The sequence below is a fragment of the Flavobacterium glycogeni genome (genome assembly GCF_048286775.1).
Taxonomy (GTDB): domain Bacteria; phylum Bacteroidota; class Bacteroidia; order Flavobacteriales; family Flavobacteriaceae; genus Flavobacterium.
This window is the reverse complement of record NZ_JBLVPV010000022.1, coordinates 1-13,773: the sequence shown is the minus strand read 5'-3', so window position 1 is coordinate 13,773 and position 13,773 is coordinate 1. Positions and strand designations below refer to the sequence as shown.

Below are 13,773 nucleotides of genomic sequence, written 5' to 3'. Positions count from 1 at the left end.
TGGACAGCTTTTTTTTATTAACCAGTATCAGTTTTTCAGGACTAGACATTCACAAATAAGCACAAAATACTATCAGTTTTGAATAATAAATACCACACTTTAATTTGAAGACCAATCTAAGAAGCACGACTTTTCTAAAAATGAAGGTATCCACTTTCACTTAAGGATCTCCTTTGTAATCTTTTCCCAAAAAAGGATTTCCGTTTCAATCCCTGATACGTTTTTATCGCTTCCCTTATATACTACTGTTATTATTCCTAGCAAATTACTCGTTCATCTGATACTGAAAGCATCAGATTTTTTTTGTCCAAAAATTATTGAATTGTGCTATTAGTTTCGCACCCGCTATTAAGATCGATTACAATTACTGAGGTTTGGTATGTTTAGCCAAAAAGTATCTATGGTAGATTTTTTTTAGAAGTTTTAAACGAAGTTTTCATTCGAAACGGACTAAAAGGCAGCTAAGATAGTGTCTTAAGGATGCTGCAAGCGCATAATGGCTGCGTTTCACTTGCCACCCTTCGGGACTTATAGCTCTCCACATCCTTAAGCCACTTATTTCTTGCTTTCTTTTTTTCCGTTTTTTCTTTTGAAAACATTTTTTGAGGTTGACGGTTACAGAGGAAGCAATGTAAATAATAGTAATTATAAAAAAATCAAGTTATGGAAATCACAGGAAGGGTAACAACAAACGCAGTAGTTAATAAAATTAACGCTGACAGAGAAGTAGTGAATTTTAGCATCGCTATCAATGACAACTACAAACCCAAAGGAAGCAATGAGGTAAAGGAAGTAGTAACCTATGTCAATTGTTCCTACTGGCTCAGTGCAAAAACTGCCGAGTGGCTTAAGAAAGGAACGCTAGTGCAATTGTTCGGGCGTATCGGCTTAAATGTGTACAGTAACAACGAGGACAAAGCAATAGGTAGCCTTACGTTTCACACCAACAGCCTTAAAATTTTAGTCTTTGCCAAAAAGACGGAACAGGCAGAAAACGGCACAATTTATTCAGCAGTACAGGGAGCGAAATCAGAAACGGCAGATGACTTGCCTTTTTAATCCACACCATTTAGTAATCACCTAAAATTTTAATATCATGGCACATAATATAAATTACAACGAACAGACAGGGAAACACAGCTTTTTTAGCGTAAAGGAAAAAGCATGGCACAATTTAGGACAAATCATACAGGATTACCCGACAAGCGCAGAAGCAATCAAGTACGCAGGGTTAGACTACGAGGTAGAAAAACGCAAACTGTTTACGCCTTGCTCAGGGGAAACCAATTTTGAAGGAGAAACCATCTACAATGAAATTGAAGTCCCGAATTACTTCAGTACCATACGTACGGACAACGATGCCATATTGGGTGTGGTAGGTAAAGACTACCAAATCGTACAGAACAGGGATGCCTTTTCTTTTTTCGACAGCATTGTGGACGGTGACGGCATTCTATACGAAACCGCTGGGGCATTGGGTAAAGGAGAGCGCATATTTATAACGGCTAAACTACCAGATTATATACGGGTCGGAAATGACGATCTTATAGAGAAGTACCTTTTCTTGACCACTTCCCATGACGGAAGCGGAAGCATAACTGCCGCCTTTACTCCCATCCGTATCGTTTGTGCCAATACGCTAAATGCGGCACTTCAAAATAAAACGAATACCGTCCGCATTCGCCATACCTCCAATGCCAAACAACGTTTGGAACAGGCACACAAGGTCATGGGCATATCCGATATGTTATCCGTACAAATGGAAGCCATTTTCAACGATTGGACAAAAGTGCATATCACGGACAGGGAACTTAAAAAACTGATACAGTCCGCATTGGTTCCTAATAAAGAGGTATTGAAAACCATACAGGACGGCAAGGAAGACGAACTCTCCACCTGCTTTACCAACATGGTAGATAACGCCTTTGAATACGCCATGAGTGACCCGATACAACTCATGGATACTACGAAAGGAACGGTATTCGGTGCTTACAATGCCGTCACAGGGTATTTTCAAAATGTCCGTTCGTACAAGGACGATGAAGCCAAACTGGCCTCTATTTTGATGGGTGGCACTGGACAATTACGTGCGCAGTCTGCATTTAATCTCTGTTTTGATTTTGCGAACAAGGGTTCAGATTCACTAATCCTTAATTAATCAATCGGGACAGGTACTAATCCTGCCTGTCTCTTTTAAAATCGTATATCATGATACAGTTGAAAGATAAAGACGGTAAAGAAATTACCGTTACCGACCTAAAAGAAGCCTTGAAATAGGCGGACAGTTTCAGACAATACGCCCACAATGACAAAAACTTTGAAAAGTTTGATAACGAACAACAAGCCTATTGGCAAGACCTATACGAGAAGTTACAAAAACTTAATGATGATAATCATCCTAAACTTTAAAATAATGGAAACAAATTTCTTTCAATCCATTGTAACCTTGCAGGTAGCAGGGAACTGGAAAATAAACATAGCCAAGGAAAACGCAGACAAACTTATTGTGTCTGTATTGTTTTTCAATGACAATATTGGCGATGATGCCCGTAAAAAAGTACCGCCCATTTTGCTCAAAGGCACGGCGCAGGAACTGGACGAGGGATTTTTTCAGGCAATTGAACAGCCTGTGAGGGAAACCGCCCAACTCTTTTTCAATATGGAGCAGTTCCTTAAGCAAAAAGAACAGGCAAAAATCAATTCCCAAATGGAAAAGGATAACGTCTCTAAAGCCGACAAAGAAAAAACCGATAAGCAGAAACAGTATGAACAAGCCATGAAAAAAGTGGACGAACTCGAAGCCGATGGCAAATACCGTGAGGCATGGATAAAAGTCCCGCAGGCAGAACTCTACCTCGAACATGCAGAAACCATCCGCTGTCGCAGGATGGAACTCTCTAAACAGTTTGCCCCTGACCTTTTCAATGAACCCAAACCCCAAGAGCCATGTTAACAGCCACACATTTGCAAAGGTTTTTTTCCTTTAAGGACAAAGAGCAGGAAATCAAACTCGCTGACCCCTCCCCGACATTCAGCCCCGAAGCAGTACTGAATTTTTATGCGCAGACCTATCCAATACTGACCACAACTACCATTGAGGGTCCTGTCATTAATGACGATGCCATCCAATACAAATTTGTAGCCCAAATCGGGACTAAAGGATAAACCATGAAAACGAAAACCATAACAGGCAGTATCAGTCTGCCCAAAAACAAAAAGCAATGGAAACTTTATCAGCAATTAGGCAAATTCGCAAGCGACCTAAACCGTCTGCCCGATGCGCAGGAAGTAAAAACAAATCAACCAAAGTCAGTTCCACTCGAACTAGTACCGATGGTTTTTTAAGACAGCAATTCCTGCCCCTGTTTGAAAGTGGCAGGCAACTGCCCGACAAGGCAAGCACAGAAAAGGGATTTTTTGAATCACTTGCCATCCTCACAGAACTATACGGATTTAAAACTAGGAAAGTAGCAGACAAACCTTATCCATACAATATCCTGTTGATGCACCACTATGCCCAAAAGGAAGTCGTCAAATCAGGACAGGATATTGAATTGTCAATCCTTGCTGATGAAAAAACGGTACGACTGTCAACCCGACATTCCTACAATACGGGCATGACCTTGTATTATATTCCTGTCCTACCCCTATACAGGCTGTTGCAGGACAGCAAACAAAAGCAAAACGCAGAATTATTGTTGTCTGTCTTTGCTTATCTGTATCATATAGCAGGGATTCCCTATTACAGGGACAGCTACAGTGCACTTGCCTACTACTATGAATGTATGGAAGACTGGCTAATGGAAGGTTGGGAAGAAGAGGAAACAGACGAAAAAAACAGCACTAATTCAGAACTCAATAAAGCATCCTATTATGGGGATGTACTATTCCGTAAAATGTACAATCCCCGCCACTTGAACCATTTTGGACAGCGCATTGACAGCCACAAACAAAAGAGTTCTTTTGGCAGGGAATGCCTGAGCGTAGCCAAAAAAGCGTATGCTTTATTGGATGATTATCCCGACTACAACATCTTCCGCAACACCTCCAATGCCGAACTGGAAGAGGACGATGGTATCATCAGAGCACAGCAGTACATTTCATTTATAGCCGAGAACGAGGGAATCCTTTATGAAAATATTGCCCGAATGGTTAATGACGGGTTCAACGAATGCTCCGAAATGGAACAGCCCATGCTGATGCAGATTTATGACACACAGGACAATCCATCAACTGAGGGACTGGATTTTGAATACAGGCTCTTTCCTTTACTTAATGACCTATGCACCCTTTTAAATCAAATCCCATGAAAGACATCACCGCCACTTTCGGCACACTATACCATCCTCTAAAAGCCTTTGTAATCTATCAGCAGGATACATCTGATAAAAACATTTATGTAGAAGCCTACGATATGGACAAAAACGGCTACCCTATCAATGCACATCCTTTAAGTCTTGCTGAAAGTACTAAAATGACTAATGCCCTTGATACGGCTGAGGAACTCAAACGCAATTTTTTAAAGCCCTCAGGTTTGCTTCCAAAAAATATACTTTATCTGAATCCCGACCAAAATGGCTATGCGATATGGTATACCCCTGCCCAAAAGGTTGATTTGTTTTTCGTGGAGGGTTTGGGCATTCCAAACGGCAAAGTATCCCTACCGCCCCTGCTTTGGAAAGCTTCCAAAAATACGTTATGGATTTTTGCAATGAATTCCGATACCAACATCAACGAAAAAACTGCCCTCTCCCATGCCCCCTTTTTTAATCTCTATCAGGATGGCAGGACGTGTATGGGCACGGTATCAGTCAATATCAAATCCAACTGCCAATTGGAAGAATTTATTGCCCAGTGGGAACAGTATTTCTTCAACAGCTATTTTAGCCATCTCATCGGGGACAAAAGTCCTGTGAAAGGAAATATCATTCAACTTTGGCAAAGTCTTGTGGGAAGCAAAAAACAGTTCCCGATAAAATCCCTGATAAAAAATGGTCTGACAATTAAAAAACTGTTATCATGAACACCCTAAAAGCCATGCATTACACCGACAATTACCTGATAAACCCAACCAATCCCATAACCGTAAACCTCATCGGTGCAGGAGGTACAGGAAGCCGAATGCTCACAGAACTCGCACGGATGAACCACAGTCTGATAGCATTAGGACATACAGGACTACAGGTAAATCTCTACGACAATGATATAATAACTACAGCCAATCAGGGGCGACAGCTTTTTGCAGATGCCGAGGTTGGCTTATACAAGTCCGTAGCGCTGATTAACCGAACCAATCGCTTTTTCGGTACGAATTGGAAAGCCATTACAGAACAGTTTTCTACAGTCAATCTGAAATCCCTGCCCAATCATGGCAAGGCAAATATTTACATCAGTTGTGTCGATACCATATCGGCACGTTTTGACATCGCAAATGTCTTACAGGACTGCACAGCTTACAACAACTGGGAACGCAACAAATCCCTGTATTGGCTCGACATTGGAAATGCCCAACATACAGGACAGGCACTACTCTCCACCTTAGACGAAATCAAACAGCCTGCCTCCAAACTATACAGGACTGTTTCCACACTTCCTCTGATTACGGAAGGATTTAGGGAGCAGTTACTTGCTCAGAATGACAACACTGAGCCAAGCTGTTCCCTTTCTGAGGCATTAGAAAAACAGGATTTGTTTATCAATTCCGCCCTCGCCAATATGGGGGCATCTTTGTTATGGAGGCTCTTTAGGGAAGGAATGACCGAGCATAGGGGCTTTTTCCTTAATCTCAAAACGTTCTCCTCACAGCCCATAATATGCTAAGGATTACAGCTATCAAAATCAAAAAAAAGCGCCAATTTTCAATTGAAAATTGGCGCTTTTTCCGTCAGACACTTTTACCTTTTTCAGATCCAAAAAAGTTGCGACCGCATTGCAATATTCCATATTTTAGTAGATTCAAATTTCACGAATATCATTACTTACCATGAACAAATCGCTAATCCACCACAGGGAAAGATTATCCATTTTAAACTTCTAACAAAAGGTTCGGATTTTGTATCAAGGGGTTGAAAAATTGATATAAATAGAGTTCTTCGTGGAGCCAAATTGATGTACACAGACATAATTAATAAGACCATAGTAGCATCAAAATATTGTTTTAATTAAAAAGGGTTGATGTATTAGAAGGCATTTATTATCACTTCAAAAATATAAATTTATTAGAAAAATAACTCTACTATTAAAAATATATCGTAATATTGCAATATAAATATATAACAATGGGAGCAACTAAGACAGATCATTTTACAGAACAGCAAAACGAGCTGGCAATTTTAGCTAAGGCTTTAGGGCATCCGGCACGTATTGCCATCCTGGAATATTTGATGACAGTAGATACCTGTATCTGCGGGGACATTGTAAACGAATTGCCATTGGCGCAGCCTACGGTTTCACAACACCTTAAAGAACTTAAAAATGCAGAGCTAATTAAAGGTAACATTGAAGGCAACTCCATTTGCTATTGCATTAGTGAACCGGGATTTGAAAAAATAAAAGACTTCTTTCAGCATGTAGCCGATTATCTTCAAAAAAAGAAAACAGATTGTTGTTAAATTATTAAAACATAAAAATTATGAAACTATCAGAAATTAAAAAACATTTAGAAACTTTGGAAGCAGTAAATTTTATGCTTCCTGACGGATCATTTGTTCCGGAATACTTCCATGTTACCGAAGTTGGTTTAATTACTAAAAACTTTATAGATTGTGGCGGAACAGTACGAAAAGAAACTGTTGTGAATTTCCAGCTGTGGGATGCCAATGATTATGATCACCGTTTGAAACCGGGAAAATTACTTAGCATAATTGCGCTGTCTGAAAAAGTATTGGGCATCGAAGATTATGAAATCGAGGTAGAATACCAAGACACCACAATTGGTAAATATGATCTGGGTTTTAACGGTCAAAATTTCCAGCTTATCAATAAACAAACTGCATGTTTGGCAAAGGAACAATGTGGGATCCCATCTGAAAAACAAAAAGTTAACTTAACAGAAATCACAACTAATAATACTAATAGCTGTACTCCTGGAGCAGGCTGTTGTTAATACAACCAAAGTATATGTCAGCTAATAACTGTGCCCCTGTGGCAGAAAGAAAAAAACTAGGATTCCTGGACAGGTTCCTCACCCTATGGATTTTCCTAGCGATGGCCGTCGGTATTGCAATAGGTTATTTTATCCCCTCAAGCAGTGGATTCATCAATTCATTTTCTAGCGGCACAACAAATATCCCGCTTGCAATTGGCCTGATCCTGATGATGTACCCTCCCTTGGCCAAAGTAAATTACAGCAAAATGGGAGAAGTATTTAAAAACACAAAAATCCTTGGTGCCTCCTTGTTTTTAAACTGGATTGTAGGCCCGATACTTATGTTTGCTTTAGCACTGCTCTTCCTTAAAGGATATCCGGAGTATATGATTGGTGTAATCCTTATCGGATTGGCAAGATGTATAGCCATGGTTGTCGTTTGGAATGATTTAGCGGATGGAAACAGGGAATATGCTGCTGGTCTAATTGCTCTAAACAGTGTATTTCAGGTATTCCTTTACAGTGTGTATGCTTACATCTTTATAACGGTTTTGCCACCCTATTTCGGTTACAATGGTTTTGATGTCAATATCAGTATAGGACAAATTGCCGAAAGTGTTGGTATATATTTAGGAATACCGTTCGCTCTTGGGATAATCAGCCGTTATGCATTAATCAAACTTAAAGGTGAAGAATGGTTCCAGACCAAATACGTTCCAGTCATATCACCTATAACCCTGATAGCACTTCTATTTACAATAGTAATTATGTTCAGCTTAAAAGGAGAATTGATTGTTCAAATCCCTATGGATGTGATTCGAATCGCGATTCCATTGGTCATCTATTTTACCCTGATGTTTGTAGTGAGCTTTTTTACAGGAAAATATTTCGGTGCCGATTATTCAAAAAGTGCCTCCATTGCCTTCACAGCAACCGGCAATAATTTTGAGTTGGCTATCGCAGTAGCCATTGGCGTTTTTGGTATTAACAGTGGGCAGGCTTTTGCCGGGGTAATTGGCCCCTTAGTGGAAGTTCCAGCACTGATAGCCCTGGTTAATCTGGCCTTTTGGTTCAGGAAAAAATATTATGCTGTAGCAGCATAATTCTCTCTGGGACGGCAAAACAAACAAGCAAAGAAATTATAGCATTTTTAAACCACGATTAAATATAATAAATTATGAGAATAGCTTTATTTAGCGATATCCACGCAAACCTTCCTGCTCTGAAAGCTTTTTTTAAGGATATCGAAACAACAAAACCAGATGCGGTTTATTGTTTAGGAGATTTGGTTGGATACAATATCTGGCCAAACGAAGTTATCAATGAGATAAGAAAAAGAGGAATCCCTACCATTGCAGGAAACTACGATTTTGGTATAGGGAGAACAAGCGATGATTGTGGATGCGCTTATAAAACTGATGACGAGAAAGCTAATGGAGCCGTTTCAATATCGTTTACCAACTCTTTAGTAAACGAAGAAGAAAGACAATATCTTAGAACACTTCCGGCACATATCAAATTAGAATTTCAACTCAATAATGATAAACTGAATTTGTTGCTTGTTCATGGAAGCCCAAGAAAGATCAATGAATATCTTTTTGAAGACCGTGATGAAAAAAGCATGCTGCGTATTATGGAACAGGCTGATGCCGATATCATGTGTTTCGGGCATACACACAAACCCTATCACAGAATAATGAACAATGGTGCTGAAGGACAAGATCACTTCAGACATGCTATCAATATTGGTTCTGTAGGAAAACCTAAAGATGGTGATCCAAGAGGCGGCTACGTACTGCTAACCATAAATGAGAACAGCTCTATTAAAGATCAGAATAGCATCACTACTGAATTTATTCGATTTGCTTATGATGTCGAAAAAGCGGCAAAAGCAGTTGAAGACAGTCCATTGCCAAATGCTTATGCTGAAAGCTTAAGAAAAGGGGTTTAATCTATGAGATTTGCTATAATATCAGATATTCATGCCAATCTTCCGGCATTGGAACAAACATTAAAAAGCATCGAAGAAAATGAGATAGATGCGATTTATTGTTTGGGAGATCTAGTAGGATACAATATCTGGCCCAATGCTGTTGTTAACGAGATTAGAAAGCAAAAAATACCAACGATATGCGGAAACCATGATGAAAAAGCAGTAGCGATACATCAGGACGGCAGATTTTTAAATGACGATGCTAATTTTGCCTATAACATTATAGGAAAACCACAAGTTCAATACCTCGCAACATTGCCTGCTTTTATAAGACTTGAATTTATTTTTGATGGAAAACCATTTACTTTAATGTTGGCCCATGGCAGTCCCTACAGCAACAAAGAATACCTGCACAAAGAGAAAGAAGAGTCTGAATTGGCTGCTATTTTTCTGGATAAAGGGATAGACATGCTGGTTTTTGGACATACGCACAAACCCTACTATCGTATAATTGACAATGGATATACAGATCAAAAATTTCATGCGGTAAATGCCGGATCTGTTGGCAAGCCAAAAGATGGAGATAAGCGTGGCTGTTACACCATTATAACATTGGAACATAACAATAAATTGACTGTCGCAGTAGAGTTTGTTCGGGTGGCATATGACGTTGAAAAAGCAGCGCAAGCCATTGAAAATAGCCCCTTGCCTCCCTTCCTATGCACTTATGTTACGTAAAGCATATTAACCAAAATAATTAAGTATGAACTTTCCTGAAAATCTTAAATACCACATAGAACACACCTGGATCAAGGTCGATGGCGAGATTGGTATAATTGGAATTACAGATTTTGCCCAAAAAGAATTAGGTGAAATAGTCTATGTTGATCTGCCAAATGTTGGAGCAAGTTTTGACCAGGATGAAATTTTTGGTTCCGTTGAAGCAATCAAAACAGTAAGTGATCTATTTATGCCGGTATCCGGTAAAATATTGGAGATAAACAATAATTTATTAAAAAATCCTACCTTGGTAAATTCAGATCCTTTTTCACAAGGTTGGATGATTAAAATACAGCTGACCAATGTTTCTGAAATAGAAAATCTAGTGAACAACCAAGACTATAAAGCCAGAACATCTGCATAATGCAGTCTACTAAATTTTAGGGAGCGAAAACAAATACTTTTCTTTGTATTCACTCCCTTTATATTGCACTTATTATATACAAATGGAAAGTTTCAAAAAGTTTTTAAATCAGATTATACCTATCACAAATGAAGAGTTTGAAAACACCATTCTACATTTTAAGAATAAAATGGTACTAAAAAACAGCTATTTTATTGAGCAAGGTAAAGTATGCCATCAGGTTGCTTTTATTAAAAAGGGAACTTTAAGGACTTTTTACCTGAACGAGAATGCCGAAGAAATCACCTCTTGTTTCTGCATTGAAAATAGCCTAACTACTTCGTATAAAAGTTTCATTCTGCAGGAACCCTCAACACTGATCATTCAAGCCCTGGAAGACACTGAACTTTTAGTAATTGATTATGATGATTTACAACAATTATATAAAGAGAGTTTGGTTTGGCAAACCATTGGACGTGCAATTGCTGAAAAACAATACATTGTAATGGAACAATATGCCAGTGTACTGTGCAATGAAACCGCAAAAGAAAAGTATTTACGACTTCTTAAAGAACAGCCCGGTATTCTACATAAAGCAACTATAACTGATATTGCATCCTATCTTGGGATTACCCGCAGAACACTAAGCCGAATCCGAAAGGAGATTACCCTATAAATTTGAGGACATTTGTCCTTAGTAATGATAAGGCATCATTATAATTTTGTTTTTATAAACAACTTAAAAACAAAATGGAAACTGCACTTATCATTACCTCTATCCTACTTATCCTTTTTGCTGTCTTGGCTCTTTATGACGGCTTTTATTTGCACATTTTTAAATACCAGCTTCACAATCGGGCTGAAAGTAAAACGGAGCATATTACACATACATTAAGGGCAATTTTCTTTCCGGTAATTTTGTACTTCTTTTTCTTAAAACTAGATAGCAATGTAGGTTTTCTAATAGGGCTTACTATCGTTATTTTAGATATAATTATTTTAACTGTTGATGCTTTTTTAGAAAAAGACAGTAGAAAATTCATGGGAGGGCTCCCTCGTTGGGAATATATTATTCATCTTCTTGTCAATGGTTTTCATTTTGCGTCAATTGCAGTTTTTTTGTCAATTAAGCTGACAATGCAAAATGGTGAAATATTGATTATCCCCAATATTGATCAATTCCAAAATTATAAGCTATTTATTGTATTAATTATAAATCTTTTACCAGGTGCTATCGTAATGGCGCTTCTTCATATTTTGTTATGCATTCCTGAAACAACATTTGTTTGGAATAATTTGAGAAATAAGGTAAAATGCTGTTAATCAAATTAAATACTTTATTTTAAGCAAACCTGCATCATTTTCCATTTTTTCCGTCTTTAAAGATGTAGTATAAAAAATGTAAAAATGGAAACAAATAAATTACTGGTCGCAATTATTTGCGCAGGAGCAGTAGGATTAGTTGCAGCAGCACATCTTATAAAAAGGAATCAGCCTTTTATTTTGTTTGAAACGGGTAAAACGGTAGGTTCAAATATTTTAAGTTGGGGGCATGTAAAAGTGTTTTCTCCTTGGAAATATAATATCGACAAAGTCGCTGAAGAATTGTTATTGCAAACAAGTTGGCAATCACCTGACAAAGATAGTTCGCATACAGGCAAAGAATTTTATGATCATTACTTAAAACCATTAGCAAACCACCTTTTAGTAAAGCCATATATCCTAACTAATAGTAAAGTAATCGCTATTAATAGAAAAAATATGGACAAGATGAAAACTAGTGGTAGAAATAACCAGGCTTTTGTTTTATATGTACAGCAAGGTGAAAAAAACACATCTTTTGAAGCTCGGGCAGTCATTGATGCTTCAGGCACATGGCAAAATGGTAATCCACTTGGATCTGGCGGGTTATTAGCTCTGGGTGAAATAGCTGACCCCAAACAAAGTAAATTTGCAAAATAAAATCAAACTAAAACAATTGAAGATTAACTATTTTTAAAATAATAATCCCGTCGACCTTTTTTTGGACAACTCAAGATTTTAAAACAATTTTCAAAAAAAAATTAAAAATAAGTCGAAATCCCAATGTTAAACCCAGCAGTAGTTGCAGGAGGGTTTCCTAAAATATCGGTTTGTTTCTGAAAGCGATAATTTAGTCTAAAAACAGTCTGTGAGGTTGGACGGAAACTTATCGCGGGCATGATGCTCCAAATATCTTCTCTGATATTCCCACCGGTCTCTTTAAAAGTCCCTGCGTTCCAGTCTACATACTCTACTCGACAAGCGATGTTTAATACTGCGTTTTCCCATCCTAAAATGTTTTTTTTAAGAATTGGTTGAACGACATCCATAAAGCCACCAAACTGTTTGTTTCCAAATTGTTGTCCATATGTTTTCGGAACATCTACTTTAATCCATGCCCATTCACCCGTTATAAATGTTTTTACTTTTGGCAAAGTAGTGTTAAAGTCTATTGCAAAAACATCAACACGTCTTTTTTCGTCTATTATTACCCCATCATCTTGATACTTATTGTAAACCCCTCCCATATAGGATAGTCCTAACTCCCCAATTTTACTGTTTCGAATAGCAATTTTACCAGTAAATAAGGGTATTCCACTATTTATTTCTTCAAAACGTTCCGGATTTTTTTTGGCAGCTGGCAGAAAAGTTTTGTTCTCTGTATTTTCAATTATCGAATTATCGAAACTTCCTGAGAAATAAGCTTCATATCCAATCATCCAATTGTTCGAGTATTTTTTTCCAAAAAGCCCAGCCCCAGCATTGCTAAAAGTGCTCGGTAACATTTGTGTTGCTGAAATGGGTCTGTCGGTAAATTCCCATTTTGGACCATCGTGATTCTGATTGAAAGCCCCAATAGGGTTCATGATTATTCCTCCTCTAAAATTAACCAAGGGATGAAATTCAACATCGACAGAGGCAAATTCTATGGCGATTTCCTTTCCGCCATCTTCAAATTCGATTTCGCTTAAAAATTTCACATGTTTGCTGATTGCCGATGACATAAATATGGTTAATCGTCTGGCTTGAAATTGATGTCCTTCGGAAACACCATCGGTGGAAAGGCGTTGCCAATTGGCTTCCAGATAACCTCCAACGGCTATGGGTGTTTTTCCAATATTTAAAAAAGGACGATTGTAAACTGCATCCATATTCAACGCCTGTTTTGTACTGTCTTTTTGGGTTCTTTTTAGTAAACTGGAGTCTATTTGTGCATAGAAATTTAAGGAAAACAAAAATGTTATATAGAGGAATTTTAATCTCATTTTAATGATATTTTAAGGGTATTGTTATCTATTTTAATTGGAAAATTTCGTAAATTTCTGTCTGCTGGACCGTTTTCTACATTTCCTTTGCTGCTAAATTCACTTCCATGTGCCGAGCATTGTAATTTGTCCCCAAAAACCTGTAATTCGGTTCCTTGATGTGTACATTGCATTAATAAGGCGCTATAATTATTTGCATCAAATCGATAGACACAAATAGGATATTTTATACCAAACGAAAATATAATATAGACCAATTTTGATAATTGGTTTTTTTATGGTAAATTTGGACTATATTATAACAGTAATTATGGCACATGCAAAAATTTTGGTGATTAAGGAA

At 37.8% G+C, this 13,773-nt stretch carries 19 protein-coding genes; 17 read left to right on the top strand and 2 right to left on the bottom strand.

The genetic code is table 11. From position 1 onward, the window contains the following. Positions 1-663: 663 nt before the first annotated feature. The 17 genes from ACNQGX_RS14800 (at position 664) to ACNQGX_RS14720 (ending at position 12,105) form a co-directional block, all read left to right on the top strand. Positions 664-1,059 (top strand): single-stranded DNA-binding protein, encoded by a 396-nt coding sequence (locus tag ACNQGX_RS14800; RefSeq protein WP_417977510.1) that lies wholly within the window; start codon positions 664-666, stop codon positions 1,057-1,059. 37 nt (positions 1,060-1,096) lie between these two features. Continuing rightward, positions 1,097-2,158, top strand: a complete 1,062-nt coding sequence (locus tag ACNQGX_RS14795) for a DUF932 domain-containing protein (protein ID WP_417977508.1) — start codon at positions 1,097-1,099, stop codon at positions 2,156-2,158. 255 nt (positions 2,159-2,413) lie between these two features. Continuing rightward, positions 2,414-2,953: a prtrc system protein e gene (locus ACNQGX_RS14790; protein ID WP_417977507.1), complete on the top strand. Its 540-nt coding sequence runs from the start codon at positions 2,414-2,416 to the stop codon at positions 2,951-2,953. After that, positions 2,947-3,165, top strand: a complete 219-nt coding sequence (locus ACNQGX_RS14785) for a PRTRC system protein C (protein WP_417977505.1) — start codon at positions 2,947-2,949, stop codon at positions 3,163-3,165. The genes ACNQGX_RS14790 and ACNQGX_RS14785 overlap by 7 nt, the downstream gene beginning before the upstream one ends. 3 nt (positions 3,166-3,168) lie before the next feature. Continuing rightward, positions 3,169-3,345, top strand: coding sequence for a hypothetical protein (locus ACNQGX_RS14780; protein WP_417977503.1), 177 nt, complete (start codon positions 3,169-3,171; stop codon positions 3,343-3,345). Positions 3,346-3,503: 158 nt separating this feature from the next. Continuing rightward, positions 3,504-4,310, top strand: coding sequence for a hypothetical protein (locus ACNQGX_RS14775; RefSeq protein ID WP_417977501.1), 807 nt, complete (start codon positions 3,504-3,506; stop codon positions 4,308-4,310). Next, positions 4,307-5,023: a PRTRC system protein B gene (locus ACNQGX_RS14770; RefSeq protein WP_417977499.1), complete on the top strand. Its 717-nt coding sequence runs from the start codon at positions 4,307-4,309 to the stop codon at positions 5,021-5,023. Before ACNQGX_RS14775 ends, ACNQGX_RS14770 begins: the two co-directional genes overlap by 4 nt. Further along, complete coding sequence (locus tag ACNQGX_RS14765) at positions 5,020-5,820, top strand: PRTRC system ThiF family protein (protein WP_417977497.1); 801 nt, start codon at positions 5,020-5,022, stop codon at positions 5,818-5,820. The genes ACNQGX_RS14770 and ACNQGX_RS14765 overlap by 4 nt, the downstream gene beginning before the upstream one ends. Positions 5,821-6,278: 458 nt before the next feature. Beyond that, a complete protein-coding gene (locus ACNQGX_RS14760) occupies positions 6,279-6,611 on the top strand; it encodes an ArsR/SmtB family transcription factor (protein ID WP_417977496.1) in 333 nt (110 codons plus the stop codon). A gap of 20 nt (positions 6,612-6,631) precedes the next feature. Further along, positions 6,632-7,105, top strand: coding sequence for a DUF6428 family protein (locus ACNQGX_RS14755; RefSeq protein WP_417977494.1), 474 nt, complete (start codon positions 6,632-6,634; stop codon positions 7,103-7,105). A 14-nt stretch (positions 7,106-7,119) separates the two neighbouring features. After that, on the top strand, positions 7,120-8,190 hold the full coding sequence (arsB, locus tag ACNQGX_RS14750) for an ACR3 family arsenite efflux transporter (protein WP_302136917.1): 1,071 nt from the start codon (positions 7,120-7,122) through the stop codon (positions 8,188-8,190). Between the two features lie 74 nt (positions 8,191-8,264). Further along, positions 8,265-9,038: a metallophosphoesterase family protein gene (locus ACNQGX_RS14745; protein ID WP_302136930.1), complete on the top strand. Its 774-nt coding sequence runs from the start codon at positions 8,265-8,267 to the stop codon at positions 9,036-9,038. 3 nt (positions 9,039-9,041) lie between these two features. Beyond that, a complete protein-coding gene (locus ACNQGX_RS14740) occupies positions 9,042-9,758 on the top strand; it encodes a metallophosphoesterase family protein (protein ID WP_417977492.1) in 717 nt (238 codons plus the stop codon). Positions 9,759-9,783: 25 nt separating this feature from the next. Continuing rightward, a complete protein-coding gene (gene gcvH, locus ACNQGX_RS14735) occupies positions 9,784-10,164 on the top strand; it encodes a glycine cleavage system protein GcvH (RefSeq protein WP_417977490.1) in 381 nt (126 codons plus the stop codon). Positions 10,165-10,246: 82 nt separating this feature from the next. After that, on the top strand, positions 10,247-10,819 hold the full coding sequence (locus tag ACNQGX_RS14730; protein WP_417977488.1) for a Crp/Fnr family transcriptional regulator: 573 nt from the start codon (positions 10,247-10,249) through the stop codon (positions 10,817-10,819). 74 nt (positions 10,820-10,893) lie between these two features. Beyond that, a complete protein-coding gene (locus tag ACNQGX_RS14725) occupies positions 10,894-11,466 on the top strand; it encodes a hypothetical protein (RefSeq protein WP_417977486.1) in 573 nt (190 codons plus the stop codon). A gap of 84 nt (positions 11,467-11,550) precedes the next feature. Beyond that, a complete protein-coding gene (locus tag ACNQGX_RS14720; protein WP_417977484.1) occupies positions 11,551-12,105 on the top strand; it encodes a hypothetical protein in 555 nt (184 codons plus the stop codon). Positions 12,106-12,206: 101 nt separating this feature from the next. Here ACNQGX_RS14720 and ACNQGX_RS14715 read toward each other — a convergent pair whose 3' ends face one another. Then, entirely contained in the window at positions 12,207-13,430 is a 1,224-nt protein-coding gene (locus ACNQGX_RS14715; protein WP_417977482.1) for a hypothetical protein, read from the bottom strand. Then, on the bottom strand, positions 13,427-13,687 hold the full coding sequence (locus tag ACNQGX_RS14710) for a QcrA and Rieske domain-containing protein (protein WP_417977481.1): 261 nt from the start codon (positions 13,685-13,687) through the stop codon (positions 13,427-13,429). The genes ACNQGX_RS14715 and ACNQGX_RS14710 overlap by 4 nt, the downstream gene beginning before the upstream one ends. Positions 13,688-13,773: the final 86 nt, after the last annotated feature.

Excerpts from the sequence above, each read along its gene's own strand:
- ACNQGX_RS14800 (WP_417977510.1), top strand. The coding sequence starts at position 664 with ATGGAAATCACAGGAAGGGTAACAACAAACGCAGTAGTTAATAAAATT.
- ACNQGX_RS14795 (WP_417977508.1), top strand. The coding sequence starts at position 1,097 with ATGGCACATAATATAAATTACAACGAACAGACAGGGAAACACAGCTTT.
- ACNQGX_RS14790 (WP_417977507.1), top strand. The coding sequence starts at position 2,414 with ATGGAAACAAATTTCTTTCAATCCATTGTAACCTTGCAGGTAGCAGGG.
- ACNQGX_RS14785 (WP_417977505.1), top strand. The coding sequence starts at position 2,947 with ATGTTAACAGCCACACATTTGCAAAGGTTTTTTTCCTTTAAGGACAAA.
- ACNQGX_RS14780 (WP_417977503.1), top strand. The coding sequence starts at position 3,169 with ATGAAAACGAAAACCATAACAGGCAGTATCAGTCTGCCCAAAAACAAA.
- ACNQGX_RS14775 (WP_417977501.1), top strand. The coding sequence starts at position 3,504 with ATGCACCACTATGCCCAAAAGGAAGTCGTCAAATCAGGACAGGATATT.
- ACNQGX_RS14770 (WP_417977499.1), top strand. The coding sequence starts at position 4,307 with ATGAAAGACATCACCGCCACTTTCGGCACACTATACCATCCTCTAAAA.
- ACNQGX_RS14765 (WP_417977497.1), top strand. The coding sequence starts at position 5,020 with ATGAACACCCTAAAAGCCATGCATTACACCGACAATTACCTGATAAAC.
- ACNQGX_RS14760 (WP_417977496.1), top strand. The coding sequence starts at position 6,279 with ATGGGAGCAACTAAGACAGATCATTTTACAGAACAGCAAAACGAGCTG.
- ACNQGX_RS14755 (WP_417977494.1), top strand. The coding sequence starts at position 6,632 with ATGAAACTATCAGAAATTAAAAAACATTTAGAAACTTTGGAAGCAGTA.
- arsB (WP_302136917.1), top strand. The coding sequence starts at position 7,120 with ATGTCAGCTAATAACTGTGCCCCTGTGGCAGAAAGAAAAAAACTAGGA.
- ACNQGX_RS14745 (WP_302136930.1), top strand. The coding sequence starts at position 8,265 with ATGAGAATAGCTTTATTTAGCGATATCCACGCAAACCTTCCTGCTCTG.
- ACNQGX_RS14740 (WP_417977492.1), top strand. The coding sequence starts at position 9,042 with ATGAGATTTGCTATAATATCAGATATTCATGCCAATCTTCCGGCATTG.
- gcvH (WP_417977490.1), top strand. The coding sequence starts at position 9,784 with ATGAACTTTCCTGAAAATCTTAAATACCACATAGAACACACCTGGATC.
- ACNQGX_RS14730 (WP_417977488.1), top strand. The coding sequence starts at position 10,247 with ATGGAAAGTTTCAAAAAGTTTTTAAATCAGATTATACCTATCACAAAT.
- ACNQGX_RS14725 (WP_417977486.1), top strand. The coding sequence starts at position 10,894 with ATGGAAACTGCACTTATCATTACCTCTATCCTACTTATCCTTTTTGCT.
- ACNQGX_RS14720 (WP_417977484.1), top strand. The coding sequence starts at position 11,551 with ATGGAAACAAATAAATTACTGGTCGCAATTATTTGCGCAGGAGCAGTA.
- ACNQGX_RS14715 (WP_417977482.1), bottom strand. The coding sequence starts at position 13,430 with ATGAGATTAAAATTCCTCTATATAACATTTTTGTTTTCCTTAAATTTC.